At 60.8% G+C, this 15,706-nt stretch carries 18 protein-coding genes; 10 read left to right on the top strand and 8 right to left on the bottom strand.

Annotated elements, in window-relative coordinates; all coding sequences use genetic code 11:
* Positions 1-120: 120 nt before the first annotated feature.
* A complete protein-coding gene (locus QOM10_RS27685) occupies positions 121-792 on the top strand; it encodes a TetR/AcrR family transcriptional regulator (protein WP_007913599.1) in 672 nt (223 codons plus the stop codon).
* A gap of 32 nt (positions 793-824) precedes the next feature.
* Positions 825-1,679, top strand: a complete 855-nt coding sequence (locus QOM10_RS27680) for a sulfurtransferase (protein WP_316917267.1) — start codon at positions 825-827, stop codon at positions 1,677-1,679.
* 102 nt (positions 1,680-1,781) lie between these two features.
* Here QOM10_RS27680 and QOM10_RS27675 read toward each other — a convergent pair whose 3' ends face one another.
* The 6 genes from QOM10_RS27675 to QOM10_RS27650 all read right to left on the bottom strand — a co-directional run bounded on the left by QOM10_RS27675 (position 1,782) and on the right by QOM10_RS27650 (position 7,475).
* Complete coding sequence (locus tag QOM10_RS27675) at positions 1,782-2,624, bottom strand: AraC family transcriptional regulator (RefSeq protein ID WP_150749760.1); 843 nt, start codon at positions 2,622-2,624, stop codon at positions 1,782-1,784.
* Positions 2,621-3,616: a hydrolase gene (locus tag QOM10_RS27670; protein WP_316917266.1), complete on the bottom strand. Its 996-nt coding sequence runs from the start codon at positions 3,614-3,616 to the stop codon at positions 2,621-2,623. The genes QOM10_RS27675 and QOM10_RS27670 overlap by 4 nt, the downstream gene beginning before the upstream one ends.
* Before the next feature lie 62 nt (positions 3,617-3,678).
* Positions 3,679-4,293 carry a 16S rRNA (guanine(966)-N(2))-methyltransferase RsmD gene (gene rsmD, locus QOM10_RS27665; RefSeq protein ID WP_127930124.1) on the bottom strand — a complete coding sequence of 205 codons (615 nt, stop codon included), beginning with the start codon at positions 4,291-4,293 and terminating at the stop codon, positions 3,679-3,681.
* Positions 4,293-5,780, bottom strand: coding sequence for a M16 family metallopeptidase (locus QOM10_RS27660; RefSeq protein ID WP_160042213.1), 1,488 nt, complete (start codon positions 5,778-5,780; stop codon positions 4,293-4,295). The genes rsmD and QOM10_RS27660 overlap by 1 nt, the downstream gene beginning before the upstream one ends.
* Complete coding sequence (locus QOM10_RS27655; RefSeq protein WP_127930122.1) at positions 5,773-7,128, bottom strand: M16 family metallopeptidase; 1,356 nt, start codon at positions 7,126-7,128, stop codon at positions 5,773-5,775. The genes QOM10_RS27660 and QOM10_RS27655 overlap by 8 nt, the downstream gene beginning before the upstream one ends.
* A 152-nt stretch (positions 7,129-7,280) precedes the next feature.
* A complete protein-coding gene (locus tag QOM10_RS27650) occupies positions 7,281-7,475 on the bottom strand; it encodes a hypothetical protein (protein ID WP_095121529.1) in 195 nt (64 codons plus the stop codon).
* On the opposite strand from QOM10_RS27650, the gene ftsY reads away from it, so the two are divergent.
* The 4 genes from ftsY (at position 7,474) to rpoH (ending at position 11,651) form a co-directional block, all read left to right on the top strand.
* Positions 7,474-8,991, top strand: a complete 1,518-nt coding sequence (ftsY, locus tag QOM10_RS27645) for a signal recognition particle-docking protein FtsY (RefSeq protein ID WP_316917265.1) — start codon at positions 7,474-7,476, stop codon at positions 8,989-8,991. The genes QOM10_RS27650 and ftsY overlap by 2 nt on opposite strands.
* The gene (gene ftsE / locus QOM10_RS27640) at positions 8,988-9,659 is read left to right on the top strand and encodes a cell division ATP-binding protein FtsE (RefSeq protein WP_008065082.1); all 672 of its coding nucleotides are present in this window, start codon (positions 8,988-8,990) and stop codon (positions 9,657-9,659) included. Before ftsY ends, ftsE begins: the two co-directional genes overlap by 4 nt.
* The gene (gene ftsX / locus QOM10_RS27635) at positions 9,656-10,681 is read left to right on the top strand and encodes a permease-like cell division protein FtsX (protein ID WP_316917264.1); all 1,026 of its coding nucleotides are present in this window, start codon (positions 9,656-9,658) and stop codon (positions 10,679-10,681) included. Before ftsE ends, ftsX begins: the two co-directional genes overlap by 4 nt.
* 115 nt (positions 10,682-10,796) lie before the next feature.
* Positions 10,797-11,651, top strand: coding sequence for an RNA polymerase sigma factor RpoH (gene rpoH, locus QOM10_RS27630; protein WP_007913617.1), 855 nt, complete (start codon positions 10,797-10,799; stop codon positions 11,649-11,651).
* A 200-nt stretch (positions 11,652-11,851) separates the two neighbouring features.
* Here the strand turns inward: rpoH and mtgA are convergent, their stop codons facing one another.
* Positions 11,852-12,574 (bottom strand): monofunctional biosynthetic peptidoglycan transglycosylase, encoded by a 723-nt coding sequence (gene mtgA, locus QOM10_RS27625; protein WP_127930120.1) that lies wholly within the window; start codon positions 12,572-12,574, stop codon positions 11,852-11,854.
* A 74-nt stretch (positions 12,575-12,648) separates the two neighbouring features.
* Here mtgA and QOM10_RS27620 point away from each other — a divergent pair, with 74 nt between their 5' ends.
* The 4 genes from QOM10_RS27620 to trmB all read left to right on the top strand — a co-directional run bounded on the left by QOM10_RS27620 (position 12,649) and on the right by trmB (position 14,891).
* On the top strand, positions 12,649-13,029 hold the full coding sequence (locus QOM10_RS27620; RefSeq protein WP_127930119.1) for a DUF423 domain-containing protein: 381 nt from the start codon (positions 12,649-12,651) through the stop codon (positions 13,027-13,029).
* A gap of 71 nt (positions 13,030-13,100) precedes the next feature.
* Positions 13,101-13,301 carry a sulfur carrier protein ThiS gene (gene thiS / locus QOM10_RS27615; protein ID WP_161986536.1) on the top strand — a complete coding sequence of 67 codons (201 nt, stop codon included), beginning with the start codon at positions 13,101-13,103 and terminating at the stop codon, positions 13,299-13,301.
* Positions 13,302-13,361: 60 nt separating this feature from the next.
* A complete protein-coding gene (locus QOM10_RS27610) occupies positions 13,362-14,156 on the top strand; it encodes a thiazole synthase (protein ID WP_007913621.1) in 795 nt (264 codons plus the stop codon).
* A gap of 9 nt (positions 14,157-14,165) precedes the next feature.
* On the top strand, positions 14,166-14,891 hold the full coding sequence (gene trmB, locus QOM10_RS27605) for a tRNA (guanosine(46)-N7)-methyltransferase TrmB (protein ID WP_122604431.1): 726 nt from the start codon (positions 14,166-14,168) through the stop codon (positions 14,889-14,891).
* A gap of 131 nt (positions 14,892-15,022) precedes the next feature.
* Here the strand turns inward: trmB and QOM10_RS27600 are convergent, their stop codons facing one another.
* A complete protein-coding gene (locus tag QOM10_RS27600; RefSeq protein ID WP_316917263.1) occupies positions 15,023-15,571 on the bottom strand; it encodes an RNA 2'-phosphotransferase in 549 nt (182 codons plus the stop codon).
* Positions 15,572-15,706 lie beyond the last annotated feature (135 nt).

The raw sequence follows: 15,706 nt of genomic DNA, 5'->3' as shown, positions 1-15,706 counted from the left end.
TGAACTTTTTAGAGTCTATGCTCTAGAAAGTCAAATGACTTCCTTGCACAGCAGTGTTTTATCCATTTCCGGTTAGGTCGTAAGATGCCCCCCAACGCACTCTGAATTAAAGCTCAAGCCATGGCCCCACGAATAAAAACCAGCGAGCGTATCGTGCTGAACAGCCTTGAGCTGTTCAATCAGCAGGGCGAGCGCAGCATCAGCACCAATCACATCGCTGCCCACATGGAGATTTCTCCGGGCAACCTGTACTACCACTTCCCCAACAAGCAGGCGATCATCGCCGTGTTGTTCAGTGAGTACGAAAGCCTCGTCGACAGTTTTCTGCGCCCGCCGCAGGGGCGTGCGGCGACCGTCGAGGACAAGCGTTTCTATCTCAAGGAATTGCTTTCGGCGATGTGGCGCTACCGTTTTCTGCACCGCGATCTGGAGCATCTGCTCGACAGCGATCCGGAACTGGCCGCGCGCTATCGGCGCTTTTCCCAGCGCTGCGTGATCCAGGGCGCGGCGATCTACGAAGGTTTTGTCGCCGCCGGGATTCTCGACATGGATCGCGTGCAGATCGAATCCCTGACCCTCAATGCCTGGATCATCCTGACGTCCTGGGTGCGCTTCCTGTGCACCACCCGCGAAAACTCCAACCACCTCAGTGAGCAGGCCATTAAACGTGGCGTGTATCAGGTGCTGGTGCTGGAGGCCGGGTTTGTCACCGAGCAGGCGCGTGACGAGGTCAATGCGTTGTTCGAGGAGTTCTACGTGCCGCTGGCCCAGGCCCTCGAAGACGTGAAATAAACCGTTCTGTTGAAATCCCCCAGGAGCCCGTTATGCCGATTGCGCAACTGATCAGCCCCGAAGCACTGGATGCCCGCAAGGCGCAGCCGGGGCTGGTGATTCTCGATTGTCGTTTTGCTCTCGAAGACCCGGACTACGGGCAACGCAGCTATGCCGAAGGGCACATAGCCGGGGCGAGCTTCGCCGATCTTGAGCGTGACCTCAGCGGCACAGTGGTCAAAGGCGTGACTGGCCGTCATCCGTTGCCCGAGCCGGCAGAGCTGATCGAGCGGCTACAGGCGTGGGGCATCAACAATGACAGCGACGTGGTTTTGTACGACGACGGTCCCGGTGCCTACGCGGCGCGGGCGTGGTGGTTGCTGGCGTGGCTGGGCAAGCGCGATGGCGTGTTCATTCTCGATGGCGGGCTCAAGGCGTGGCATGCGGCGGGGTTGCCGCTGAGCCTGGATGCGCCGACGGTCAGTCGCGGCACTTTCAGTGGTCAGCCGGATATGAGCCTGCTGCTAAGCGCCGAAAAATTGCAAAAGCGTCTTGGCCAACCTGCGTTGACCTTGATTGATGCTCGGGCTTTGCCGCGGTTCAAGGGTGAAGTTGAGCCGATTGATCCGATTGCCGGGCACATTCCCGGCGCGCAATGCGCGGCGTTCACCGACAACCTCGGCAGCGATGGGCGATTCCTGCCGGCGGATCAGCTCAAACAGCGTTTTGCCGCCAAGATCGGTGAGCGTTCGCCAGCGGATCTGGTTGCCTATTGCGGTTCCGGCGTGACGGCGTGTCACAACCTGTTTGCGTTGTGCCTGGCGGGTTATCCGTTGGCGTCGTTGTATGCCGGATCGTGGAGCGAGTGGATCAACGAGCCTTCGCGCGGTATCGCCACCGGCGAATAATCAATACCCGTGGGAGCGAGCCTGCTCGCGAAGGCGTCGGATCAGTCGACATTAATGTTGAATGAACAACCGCTTTCGCGAGCAGGCTCGCTCCCACATTGGTTATTCGTTTTCTGAAGGAAATTGTCGGGCGCTGCGGTACGCGGCGGGGCCGACGCCATAAGCCTGCTTGAACTGCCGGCTCAAATGGCTCTGGTCGGCAAACCCCAATTGCGTGGCAACCTCCACCGGCAGGCAGCCGTGTTGCAGAAGTGCGCGAGCCTGGGCGATGCGTTGCTGCATCAGCCAGGTGTGCGGCGGCATGCCGGTGGCGCGGCGGAACACCCGGGCGAAATGGAAGGGCGACAGATTGACCGCCGCCGCCAGCTCTTCCAGTGACGGTGGCGCCGCCAATTGCGCGTGCAACAATTCCTTGCCCAGCAGCACCGCGCGGTGTTCCTTGCCGGCTCGACCCGGCACCGGCACTGCCGCATGGCGCTGCAACAGCAGCAACATCATCTCGCGCCACACCGTCTGCTGTTGCAGCGCGGTGGCCGGGCTTTCGAGCAAACGATGCAATTGCGCAAAGCCGTTGACCAGATCCGCATCGCGATACAGCGTGGCGCCAAACGCCGGCAGACTCGTGGTGGACAGTTCCAGCTCATCCAGCAGCGAAACGATTTGCGCCGTATCGGGATAAAACGCCCGATACAGCCAGCCGTCCTCGGTGCCTTTGTGCCCGGTGTGCAATTCGTCCGGATTGATCAACACCAGCGTGCCGCTGCCGGCCAAATGTTCGGCGCCGCGATAGCGATAACGCTGGGCGCCGGCCATGATCATGCCGATCACGAATCCGTCGTGCACATGCGGGGCGAAACGATGCTCGATGTAGCGCGCCGACAACAACTCGACCCCGGCCAGTGGCGCGGTTTGCCAGAAATGGATCGACTCGCCCTGATCGCTCATGCGGGCACGCGAGCCAGCCACTGCGGTATACGTCGTTCCAGGTAATAACCGGGCTGGCGCAGCGAGCCATCGACGAAGCCGACGTGCCCGCCGCGTGCCTGCAATTCGAAGGCGGTCGACGGCGACAGCTCACTGGCCTGCGGCAAGCTGTGCGGGAACACGAACGGATCGTCCGCCGCCTGAATGATCAGCGTCGGCGTGCGGATCTCACCGAGGAAATAGCGGCTTGAGGCGCGACGATAGTAATCCTCGGCATCATTGAAACCGTGCAACGGCGCGGTCACCCGGCCATCGAAATCCCAGAAGGTGCGCATGTTCTCCAGCGAACCGAGAGCCGCCAGTGCGGCGAGTCCGTCTTCGCGGCCGTCATGCTGAAACTGTCGCTGCTTGTTCTTGATGTAGGCGACCATCTCGCGCATGAAGTGCGCTTGATAGACCTTGGAAAATCCCTGGCCGATGCGGTCGGCGCATTGATCGAGGCGAAACGGCACTGACACCGCCACGGCACCTAGCACACCGCTGGCGCTGCCGGTTTCCCCAAGATGTTTGAGCAACACATTGCCGCCCAACGAATAGCCAACGGCATACAGCGGTGCCAACGGTCGCTTGGCGCGCAGGTGTCTGATGGTTTCGGCGAGGTCTTCGCTGGCGCCGGAATGATAACTGCGCGGCAGCAGATTCGGCTCGCCCGAACAACCGCGCCAGTTCAGCGCAACACTGGCCCAGCCTTGATCGGCCAGCGCCTTCTGGATGCCGGCGACGTAAGGCGAATTGGAGGAACCGGTCAGGCCGTGCAGTACCAACACCAGGGGCGCATCGGCGGTGTGCGGACCGTGCCAGTCGAGATCGAGGAAGTCGCCGTCCTCAAGCCACAGGCGTTCGCGTTCACGCTCGATATGTACGGTTTTGCGCCACAGCGGTCCCCACAAGGTTTGCAGGTGCGGATTGCCGAGGCCGAAGGCGGGGGTGAAGCGTTCTGACGAAGGGGGCACGATGGTTCTCGATGCAGCGCGGCGGCCTTGTTCGAGGCGCGCCGCTTGTTCAGGCCGGTCGGTTAACCGGCGATCTCTGCCGTACGTTGCCACAGCGCGTAGTAAACCCGGCCGGATTTCTGCTCGCGGTGCAGGCGCCAGTTGCCCGGCAGACCCAGCGTCGATGGCGCTGTTTCGCTTTCAGTGTAGATCCACGAGTCGGGCGCCAGCCACTGACGTTCTTCGAGCAAGGCGCAAACGGTCGGCAGCAGGTTCTGATTGAACGGCGGGTCGAGGAACACCAGGTCGAACGCACTGGCGGTCTGGGTTTCCAGATAACGCAGGGCGTCGGCGGTCTGCACCTGGCCGTTGGTGCAGCGCAGGGTGCCGAGGTGTTCCTTCAGGCTGGAGACGGCAATGTTGCTGGCATCCAGCGCCTGGCCCATGGCGGCGCCGCGGGACAGTGCTTCGAGAAACAGCGCGCCGCTGCCGGCGAACGGGTCGAGTACCTTGGCCCCTTCAACGTACGGCGCGAGCCAGTTGAACAGGGTTTCACGCACGCGATCCGGCGTCGGGCGCAGGCCCGGCGCGTCAGGGAAGCTCAGCTTGCGGCTGCGCCATTGGCCGCCAATGATGCGCAACTGGTTCACACCGTTGTGGACGTTTTGCGCAGGTTTTTTAGGCGATCGGGTAGCCATTAGTGCTCCGGAACCCCGAGCGGTTGCTCGGCAGGTTTATCAGATGGGGCCGGTAACGGCTTTTGCGGCACGGTCGGGCCAGCGGTGACGATGACCATTTTGTCCGTGCTCAGGTGTTTGTTCAGGGCGTCGCGGACTTGTTCCACGGTCAGGCTCTGCGACTGACGCATGAAGTCGTCCAGATAGCTCAACGGCAGATTATAGAAGCCCATGGCGCCGAGTTGGCCAACGATATCGGCATTGCTCGCGGTCGATAGCGGGAAGCTGCCAGCCAGCTCGCGTTTGGCGTCATCGAGTTCTTTCTGCGTCGGCCCGGTTTTCAGGTAGTCGGCGAGCACGTCTTGCACCAGTTTCAGGGTGCCTTCGCTCATTTCCGCACGAGTCTGCAGATTGATCATGAACGGGCCACGAGCCTGCATCGGGCTGAAACCCGAATATACGCCGTAAGTCAGGCCACGTTTTTCACGCACTTCGCTCATCAGGCGTGTGCCGAAACCGCCGCCACCGAGGATCTGGTTGCCCATCGACAGCGCCGCGTAATCCGGGTCATCACGGTCGATGCCCAGTTGCGCGAGCATCAGGTTGGTCTGCTTCGACGGGAATTCGATATGGCCAGTGCTGGCTTTCGGTTCCTGCGGCTGAGCGATCTTCGCCAGCGCCGGGCCTTTCGGCAGGGCCGAGGAGACCTGATTGGCAATCGTCTCGGCTTCCGTGCGAGACAAGTCACCGACCAGCGCAATCACCACATTGCCAGCGGCGTAAGCCTTGGCGTGGAACTCACGCAATTGCGCGAGAGTGATCTTCGGCACGCTCTGTGGATTGCCGTCGCTCGAATGCGCGTACGGGTGATCGCCATACAGACGCTTCATCAGCTCAAGGCTGGCGAGTTTGCCGGGGTTCTGTTTCTGATATTCGAATCCGGCGAGCATCTGGTTCTTGATGCGCGCGAACGAGTCGGCCGGGAAGGTCGGTTTGCCGATGACTTCCGAGAACAGCTTCAAAGCAGGCTCACGCTTGTCGGCAGCACTCAGGCTGCGCAGCGAAGCCAGCGCCATGTCCTTGAAAGCACCGTTGCCGAAATCCGCACCCAGACCTTCAAAGCCCTGAGCGATGGCGCCGACGTCTTTGCCAGCGACACCTTCGTTGAGCATGGCGTTGGTCAGCACCGCCAGACCCGATGCGCTGCCGTCCTGGCTGCTGCCGGCGGCGAAGATCAGGCGCATGTCGAACATTGGCAGCTCATGGGCTTCGACGAACAGCACTTTGGCGCCTTCGGCGGTGTTCCAGGTTTGCACGTCGAGCTTGCGGCTGGCCGGGGCCTTGCCGTCGAGCTCGGCCAGTGATTGCAGCTTTTGGCTGGTCTTGGCGTTGTCCAAGGCTTCGCTGGCATTGCTGTCAGCGCCTGGCGACAGGTACAACGCGGCAGAGCCGATCACTGCAACGGCGATCAGGCCGAGCAGCAGGCGTGGGGTTTTGCGCTCACTCATGAGTCGTCTCCAGTGGCAGGACGTGGGCGACGCTGAGACGTTCGCGGGTGAAATACAGCTTGGCGGCGTTCTGGATGTCTTGCGGGGTGACGCTTTCCAGATCGGCGAGTTCGGTGTCCATCAGTTTCCACGACAGGCCGACGGTTTCCAGCTGCCCGATGGCCGTGGCCTGGCTGGTGATCGAATCACGCTCGAAGACCAGACCGGCGATCACTTGTGCACGCACGCGTTCCAGTTCTTCGGCAGATGGCGCGGTGGTTTTCAACTGCTCCAGCAGTTTCCACAGGCCGGCTTCGGCTTGCGCCATGGTCTTTTTCTTCTGCGTGTTCGGGGTTGCCGACAGGGTGAACAGGCTGTCGCCACGGGTGTAGGCGTCGTAGCTCGACGAACCGCCGGAAACCAGCTCTTCACCGCGCTCCAGTTGCGTCGGGATGCGACCGCTGTAGCCGCCGTCGAGCAGCGCCGAGATCAGACGCAGAGCGTTGACCGAGCGCTTGTCTTCAGCCGTGGCGATGCTCGGCACGTTGAAACCAAGCATCAAGCTCGGCAATTGCGTCTGCACGTGCAGGGTGATCTGGCGTTCGCCGGGTTCGGCCAGTTCCAGCGGTTTTTTCGCCGGTGGTACCTCGCGCTTGGCGATCGGGCCGAAATAGCGTTGGGCGAGGGTTTTTACCTCGTCCGGGGTCACGTCGCCGACCACCACCAGCGTGGCGTTGTTCGGCACGTACCAGGATTGGTACCAGTGGCGCAGCTCTTCGACCGTCATGCGGTCGAGGTCAGCCATCCAGCCAATGGTGGGCGTGTGGTAACCGCTGGCCGGGTAGGCCATGGCTTTGTAACGCTCGTAAGCCTTGGACATCGGCTTGTCATCGGTGCGCAAGCGGCGCTCTTCCTTGATGACTTCGATTTCCTTGGCGAACTCGTCGGCCGGCAGGCGCAGATTGGCCATGCGGTCGGCTTCCAGTTCGAAGGCTACGCCCAGACGGTCGCGAGCCAGCACCTGGTAATAAGCGGTGAAGTCGTCGCTGGTGAATGCGTTCTCTTCGGCGCCCAGGTCGCGCAGGATTAAAGAGGCTTCGCCGGGACCGACTTTCTCGCTGCCCTTGAACATCATGTGCTCAAGCGCGTGGGACAGACCGGTCTGGCCCGGGGTTTCGTAGCTGGAGCCGACCTTGTACCAGACCTGCGAGACCACCACGGGCGCGCGATGGTCTTCGCGCACCACGACCTTGAGGCCGTTGTCGAGGGTGAATTCGTGGGTCGGTTGCGGGTCGGCCGCCAGGGCCGAAAGGGGCAGGCAGACTGTGCTGAGCAGCAGGCCTGCAGCGCGGCGGGCTAGAGCATTCATTCGTTTTTTAACCTGTTGGGCTGCCCGCTTGGTCTTAGCGTCGGCGGGCGAGAGGGTGCTAGGATACTGATCCGTTTTACTGGCGGCCACGCCTATCAAGCCACTGATCGGTCGATAGGTTGTATGGGTTCCCGGCAGAAGCTTTGAGTTTGTCAGCTAAACTCTGCGTTTTCGCCGAAGATGCCGTTCCAGTCCTTCGTATTAATCGACCTTTGAGGTGCCTGTGGCGCCTCGACAAAATGTTGCGCGTGAACAAGCTGGATGAAACACAGTCTGTTCTGCATCGAATATTTATTTGCCGGGGCGCCCTTATGGCGCGTCGCTACCGTGAGATAGCCGTCCTCCATGTTTGGTTCCAACGACGACAAGAAGACCCCAGCTGCGGCTGGCGAGAAGAAAAGCCTGTTCGGATGGCTGCGTAAGAAACCGCAGGAACCCGTCGTCGAACAGCCGCCCGCGATTCCTGAGCCTGCACCGGCGCCTGCACCGGTAATAGAAGAAGAGCCGGCACCGATCGTTCTGCCGATTGCCGAACCGGTGTTGCAACCGGTTGAGCCAGAGTCTGAGCCAGAAGCGCCTGTGGCGGCGGAATTGCCGCTGACCCCGGCGGCTGAGCCATGGCTGACTTTGCCTGTGGCGGAAGAGCCAGTGGCATTGGTTGAAGAGGCTGCGCCGCACGTCACCCCAGAGATTCCTGCGCCTGCTGCATTCGTTCCAGAGGTTGCTCCGGCACCGGTGGTTGAGCCGGTTGTCGAGCCTGCGCCGGTTGTTGTTGAGCCTGTTGCGCCCGTGTTTGTTGCGCCAGTTGTTCAACAGCCCGAGCCTGCACCTGCACCTGCACCTGCACCTGCACCGGTTGTCGCTGCTCCTGTTACTCCAGTTGAAGTGATTGCCGAGGTCCCGGTCGAAGCCCCGCGCACCGAAGAAACCAAGGCCGGCTTCTTCGCCCGCCTCAAGCAAGGCCTGTCGAAAACCAGCGCCAGCATCGGCGAGGGCATGGCCAGTCTGTTCCTCGGCCGCAAAACCATCGATGACGACCTGCTCGATGACCTCGAAACCCGTCTGCTGACCGCCGACGTCGGCGTCGAAGCCACCACGCAGATTATCCAGCGCCTGACCCAGAAGGTCGCCCGCAAAGAGCTGGCCGACGCCGACGCGCTGTACAAATCCCTGCAGGCCGAACTGGCCGCGATGCTCAAACCGGTCGAACAACCGCTGAAGATCGTCTCGCAGAACAAGCCGTTCGTGATTCTGGTGGTTGGCGTCAACGGCGCCGGCAAGACCACCACCATCGGCAAACTGGCGAAGAAGCTGCAGCTGGAAGGCAAGAAAGTCATGCTTGCCGCTGGTGACACCTTCCGCGCCGCTGCCGTGGAGCAACTTCAAGTCTGGGGCGAGCGCAACAAGATTCCGGTCATCGCCCAGCACACCGGCGCCGACTCGGCTTCGGTGATCTTCGACGCCGTGCAGGCCGCCAAGGCGCGTGGCATCGACGTGCTGATCGCCGACACCGCCGGTCGTCTGCACACCAAAGACAACCTGATGGAAGAACTGAAAAAGGTTCGCCGCGTAATCGGCAAGCTCGACGCCGACGCGCCGCACGAAGTGTTGCTGGTGCTCGACGCCGGTACTGGCCAGAACGCCATCAACCAGGCCAAGCAATTCAACCAGACCGTCGAACTGACCGGTCTGGCGCTGACCAAGCTTGACGGTACCGCCAAGGGCGGGGTGATTTTCGCCCTGGCCAAGCAGTTCGGCCTGCCGATTCGCTACATCGGCGTCGGTGAAGGCATCGACGATTTGCGTACCTTTGAAGCCGAACCCTTTGTCCAGGCACTGTTTGCCGAGCGGGAGCGTTCATGATTCGTTTCGAACAGGTCGGTAAACGCTACCCGAACGGTCACGTCGGCTTGCATGAGCTGAGCTTTCGAGTCCGTCGTGGCGAGTTCTTGTTTGTCACCGGCCACTCCGGTGCCGGTAAATCCACGTTGTTGCGCCTGTTGCTGGCGATGGAACGTCCAACCAGCGGCAAACTGCTGCTGGCCGGGCAAGACCTGAGCACCATCAGCAACGCGCAGATTCCGTTCCTGCGCCGGCAGATCGGCGTGGTGTTCCAGAACCACCAGTTGCTGTTCGATCGTACGGTGTTCAACAACGTCGCCTTGCCGCTGCAGATTCTCGGGCTGTCCAAGGCCGAAATCGCCAAGCGTGTCGATTCGGCACTGGAGCGCGTGGCGCTGTCGGATAAAACCGATCTGTACCCGGGCGACCTGTCCACCGGTCAGCAACAGCGCGTCGGCATTGCTCGCGCCATCGTTCACCGCCCGGCCCTGCTGCTGGCGGACGAACCGACCGGTAACCTCGACCCGCGTCTGGCGGCCGAGATCATGGGCGTCTTCGAAGACATCAACCGTCTGGGCACCAGCGTGCTGATTGCCAGTCACGACCTGGCACTGATCGCGCGTATGCGTCACCGCATGCTGACCCTGCAACGCGGCCGATTGATTGGCGACGGGGAGGCCGGAGAATGAGTGCGACACGCAGTCCGAAGGTTTCCGAACGCGTGGCCCCGAAAGCCGCCGATCCGCAGCCGCCGAAGAAGAAAAAACACGACGAAGACGATGGTCCGGACTTCGCCACGCTGTTCCGTGCGTGGACCGAAAGCCATCGCGCCAGCCTGCTCGACAGCCTGCGTCGCCTCGGCAAACAGCCGATCGGCAGCTTCTTCACCTGCATGGTGATGGCGGTGGCGCTGAGTTTGCCGATGGGGCTTTCGCTGTTGCTTAACAACGTCGAGCGTCTTGGCGGTTCGTGGCAGCGAGCGGCGCAGATTTCGCTGTATCTGCAACTCGACGCCAGCCCGGAACAGGGCGAGTCGCTGCGCGAACAGATCAAAGGCATGCCCGGCGTAGCTGATGCTGAATATGTCGGCCGCGATCAGGCGCTGGAAGAGTTCCAGCAACAGTCCGGACTGGGCGAAGCCCTGCGCGAGCTGCCGGAGAACCCGTTGCCGGGCGTCGTGCTGGTGACGCCAAACGAAGTCGACAAGCCGACGCTGGAAGCATTAAGACAAAAACTTTCCGAGCTGCCCAAGGTACAACAGGCGCAACTTGATCTAGTCTGGGTCGAGCGTCTGGCCGCCATCCTCAAGCTTGGCGATCGTTTTGTCTTCGGTCTGACGGTGCTTTTGGTTTCTGCATTACTTTTGGTGATAGGCAATACCATTCGTCTTCATATTGAAAACCGCCGCACCGAGATAGAAGTGATTAAACTCGTCGGCGGCACTGACAGCTATGTGCGTCGTCCCTTCCTTTATATGGGCGCGTTGTATGGCTTCGGTGCGGGACTGTTGTCCTGGGGTGTATTGGCGTTCGGCTTGAACTGGCTGAACGATGCGGTGGTTGGACTGGCCGGCTTGTACGGCAGTGATTTCGCGCTGGCCGGAGTGCCAGTTGCCGACGGTCTGTCGCTCTTGCTTGGCGCGGTGCTGTTGGGTTATATCGGTGCATGGATTGCAGTCGCACGCCATCTCAGGGAGCTGGCGCCGAAGTAGAATCTTTTTTGCGCGTGATTGACCTCGCGGTTTTTTTGGGAACTTGCACTTGAATTCCCGGTCAATTTTTCGCAGTGCCGAGAGGCACGAGTATGTAAGTGGGAGGTTTTTTCGTATGACCAATTCTTTGCAGCCTGCGTATGCGTTGGTTCCGGGTGCGAACCTGGAAGCTTACGTGCACACCGTCAACAGCATTCCATTGCTGACGCCGGAGCAGGAGCGTGAACTGGCCGAGAGTCTCTACTATGAGCAGGATTTGGGGGCGGCTCGGCAGATGGTGCTCGCCCACCTGCGTTTTGTCGTACATATCGCCCGTAGCTATTCCGGCTACGGTCTGGCTCAGGCTGACCTGATCCAGGAAGGTAACGTCGGCCTGATGAAGGCCGTAAAGCGCTTCAACCCGGAAATGGGTGTGCGTCTGGTGTCGTTCGCCGTGCACTGGATCAAGGCGGAAATTCACGAGTTCATTCTGCGCAACTGGCGCATTGTGAAAGTCGCGACCACCAAGGCCCAGCGCAAGCTGTTCTTCAACCTGCGCAGCCAGAAGAAACGTCTGGCGTGGCTGAACAACGAGGAAGTCCACCGTGTGGCGGAAAGCCTCGGCGTTGAACCGCGGGAAGTGCGCGAGATGGAAAGTCGCCTGACCGGCCATGACATGGCCTTCGACCCGGCTGCTGAAGCCGACGACGACAGCGCTTTCCAGTCGCCGGCCAACTATCTGGAAGACCACCGGTACGACCCGGCGCGTCAACTGGAAGATGCCGACTGGAGCGACAACTCCAACAGCAACCTGCACGAAGCCCTGGAAGTGCTGGACGAGCGCAGCCGTGACATCCTCTACCAGCGCTGGCTGGCAGAAGAGAAAGCCACGCTGCACGACCTGGCGCAGAAGTACAACGTGTCGGCCGAGCGGATCCGTCAGCTCGAGAAGAGCGCGATGAACAAGCTCAAGTTGTCGATTGCCGCATAACCGGCGAGCAGGCAATAAAAAAACGCCCCGATCAGCGATGATCGGGGCGTTTTCATTTGTGCGGACATACTGGCCCCTGTGGGAGCGAGCCTGCTCGCGAAAGCGGTGTGTCAGTTTGCATTGATGTTTCTGGTACACCGCTTTCGCGAGCAGGCTCGCTCCCACAGGGGGTCTTCAGGGTTTGGAAGATTCGTGACTGGTTATCGAGACCACGGTGCCCGACGCGAATCATTCAGCCCCAACAGATAACTATCCCCACCCAACTGACTCATCTGCTGCCGAATCCACCCGGCCCGGCGCGACACATAAGCGGTCGGATGGCTCGCACTCCATACCCGCGGATTGGGCAACACAGCCGCCAGATAACTCGCCTGCTGACGTGACAACGACTTCGCGCTCACGCCAAAGTGATGGCGGGCCGCAGCTTCCGCGCCAAACACGCCGTCATCCCACTCGACGCTGTTCAGGTACACCTCAAGAATCCGCTGCTTGGGCCAGAACACTTCGATCAGCGCGGTAAACCACGCCTCCAGGCCTTTACGCAGATAGCTGCGACCCGCCCACAGAAACAGGTTTTTCGACACTTGCTGGCTCAAGGTACTGGCCCCGCGAATCGAGCCGCCGAGCTCGTTGTGCGCCAGTGCGGCCTGGATCGCGCTGAAATCAAAACCCCAGTGCTCCGGGAATTTCTGATCCTCGCCGGCCATGACCGCGACTTTGAGATCGTCCGAGATTTCGTCCCACGGCTTCCAGGTACGTTGCAGGTCAATCGGCTCACCGTCGACCCAGGATTCGACCTTGCGCTCGACCATCAGCGCCGTGCCCGGCGGCGGCACGACGCGAAACACCAGCACCAGCAAGACGCTGCCACCGGCGAACCAGAGCAGGGCCTTCGTGAGACGACGGAAAATAGTACGCAGCATAGAGATGGCTTGGCCGAACCGGTGGAGCGGGCCATTATACAGACCCTGCCGATCGCGTCTGACTGGAGTTCCCAATGCTGCGTGGCTTTTTGATGCTGGCTGCTTTTTTCGGTTTCACCGGGGTCGCCTTGGGTGCCTTCGCCGCCCATGGCCTGAAAAACCGCCTGACGCCCGAGTATCTGGCGATTTTCCACACCGGCGTGACCTATCAACTGGTGCACACCTTGGCGCTGTTCGGTGTGGCGCTGTTGGCCACGCAGATTCAGGGTCGACTGGTTGCCTGGGCCGGCTTTTCCTTCGCAGCGGGCATTCTGTTGTTCTCCGGCAGCCTGTATGTGTTGACCACCACCGGCATCAGCAAGCTCGGCATCATCACCCCGTTCGGTGGCCTGGCATTTCTGGTCGGTTGGGTTTGCCTTGGGCTCGCCGCCTGGCGCTTGCAACCAACCGCTTGACGCTTGGTGCTGACCTTTAGGTCATGATCGGGCTAGAATGCCAGCCCCTAAAAATGATGGCGGCGTTGCGCATGCGCATTCAGTTGAACGGCGAATCCCTTGAACTGCCCGACGGCGAGACCGTTGCGGCCCTGATCACCCGTCTGGAACTGACCGGACGCCGGGTGGCAGTCGAACTCAATCTGGATATCGTCCCGCGCAGCCAGCATGCCGACACCACGCTCAATGACGGTGACAGCGTCGAAGTGGTGCACGCCATCGGCGGCGGCTGATCGCCCGCCCCGCGAGGGCACAGAATTCTGCAAGACCCTCACCCTTAAAGAGGATTCCCCATGAGCATCGTTCGTAGCGACAAGCCTTTTGTTCTGGCCGGTCGTACTTACCAGTCGCGTTTGCTGGTTGGTACCGGCAAGTACCGTGACATGGAAGAAACCCGTCAGGCCATCGAAGCCTCGGGTGCCGAGATCGTCACCTTCGCCGTGCGCCGCACCAACCTGGGCCAGATCGAAGGCGAGCCGAACCTGCTCGACGTGCTGTCGCCGGAGCGCTACACCTTTCTGCCGAACACCGCCGGTTGCTACGACGCTATCGAAGCTGTGCGCACCTGCCGCCTGGCCCGTGAGCTGCTCGATGGCCACAACCTGGTGAAACTGGAAGTACTGGCCGACCAGAAAACCCTGTTCCCTAACGTCATCGAAACCCTCAAGGCCGCAGAAACGCTGGTCAAGGAAGGTTTCGACGTGATGGTCTACACCAGCGATGACCCGATCATCGCCCGTCAACTGGCAGAAATCGGCTGCATCGCAGTGATGCCGCTGGCCGGTCTGATCGGCTCCGGTCTGGGGATCTGCAACCCGTACAACCTGCAGATCATCCTCGAAGAAGCGAAAATTCCGGTGTTGGTCGATGCCGGTGTCGGTACTGCCTCCGACGCGACCATCGCCATGGAACTGGGTTGCGATGCGGTGCTGATGAACTCGGCCATCGCCCACGCCCAGCAACCGGTGATGATGGCTGAAGCCATGAAACACGCCATCGTTGCAGGCCGTCTGGCCTACCTCGCTGGCCGTATGCCGAAAAAACTCTATGCCAGCGCCTCTTCGCCGCTGGATGGTCTGATCAAGTAAGAGCCATTGATGACTGAATCGAACGACACGCCTATCCAGACGGAAGAAGGCGACGAGCGCCAACACCGCCGCATCAAGAGTTTCGTGATGCGCGCCGGGCGCATGACCGAAGGCCAGCAACGCGGTCTGGATCAGGGCGCGCCGCTGTACGTGCTGCCGCTGGCCGATGCGCCGGTGGATTACGATCAAGTGTTCGGCCGTTCGGCACCGCGCTCGCTGGAGATCGGTTTCGGCATGGGCCACTCGCTGCTGGAAATGGCCGCGGCGGCACCGGATCAGGACTTCATCGGCGTTGAGGTTCACCGTCCGGGGGTTGGCGCGCTGCTCAATGGCGTGCTGACTCAGGGCCTGACCAACCTGCGGGTCTACGATTGCGACGCGATCGAAGTGCTCAACCGCTGCATCGCCGACAACAGCCTTGATCGCCTGATGCTGTTTTTCCCGGATCCGTGGCACAAGAGTCGTCACCACAAGCGTCGCATCGTTCAGGCGTCGTTCGCTGAACTGGTGCGCAGCAAGTTGAAGGTTGGCGGGATTCTGCACATGGCCACCGACTGGGAACCGTACGCCGAATACATGCTGGAAGTGATGAACGTCGCCCCGGGCTACCGCAACCTCGCCGAAGACGGCAAGTGCGTGCCACGCCCCACCGAACGCCCGATCACCAAGTTCGAACGCCGCGGCGAACGTCTTGGCCATGGCGTGTGGGACCTGAAGTTCGAAAAACTCGCTTAAGCATCACGCAATACCCAATGTAGGAGTGAGCCTGCTCGCGATGGCGGACTGACAGTCACCGAAGAGGTTGAATGTCAGGCCGCCATCGCGAGCAGGCTCACTCCTACAGTTGTTTTCGGTTTCGTCAGAAGCTACAGGGTGGAAATGAAGCGCACTGGCACTTGTTCTGTCAGCCAGACGCCATTTTCAGCCTGATAAAACTTGAAGCCTTGCTCCTGCATTTGCTGTGCGGCGACTTTCAGGATTGCCACGGTTCCGTAGCGTTGCCCGACGGCTGAGGCGGTGGCGGATTCTTCCGATAGATGCACGTGGTGACGCGATCCCGGGATCAAGCCTTGCTGGCTGATAGAGTCCATGAAGCGCGTCGCCGTACCGTGATACAGCGTTTGCGGTGGCTGCTTTTCCTCCAGTTGAAGCGCTACGCTTTTCGTCGAATGGCCCTGAACGGCGCGAATGGACTGGCCGTCTTCCGAGATCGAAAAGCGTTTTTTGTCGCTGCTCGCTACGACGTTTTCAATCAGTGAGCGATCCAGGCTTCGACCATCACGCGCAGCGCCGCTGATCAGTGCTTCGATATCTGCCCAACCCTCCGAATCCAGCGTCAGCCCAATCGCCTGAGGCTCGTGGCGCAGTACGTAGCTAAGAAATTTGCTCGTCTCATCCAGCAGTTTTTTACTCATGAGCTTCCCTGTCATTGCGATCAACTGTGGGAGCGAGCCTGCTCGCGAAAGCGATCGGTCATTCAGCAGTGATGTCGGCTGACATGACGCCTTCGCGAGCAGGCTGGCTCCCACAGTTGCTTTGGGGCGTTTGCG

Source organism: Pseudomonas sp. P108, from assembly GCF_032613195.1.
Lineage (GTDB): Bacteria > Pseudomonadota > Gammaproteobacteria > Pseudomonadales > Pseudomonadaceae > Aquipseudomonas.
Note: the sequence above shows the minus strand (reverse complement) of the source record. Positions and strands in the feature narration are given on the sequence as shown.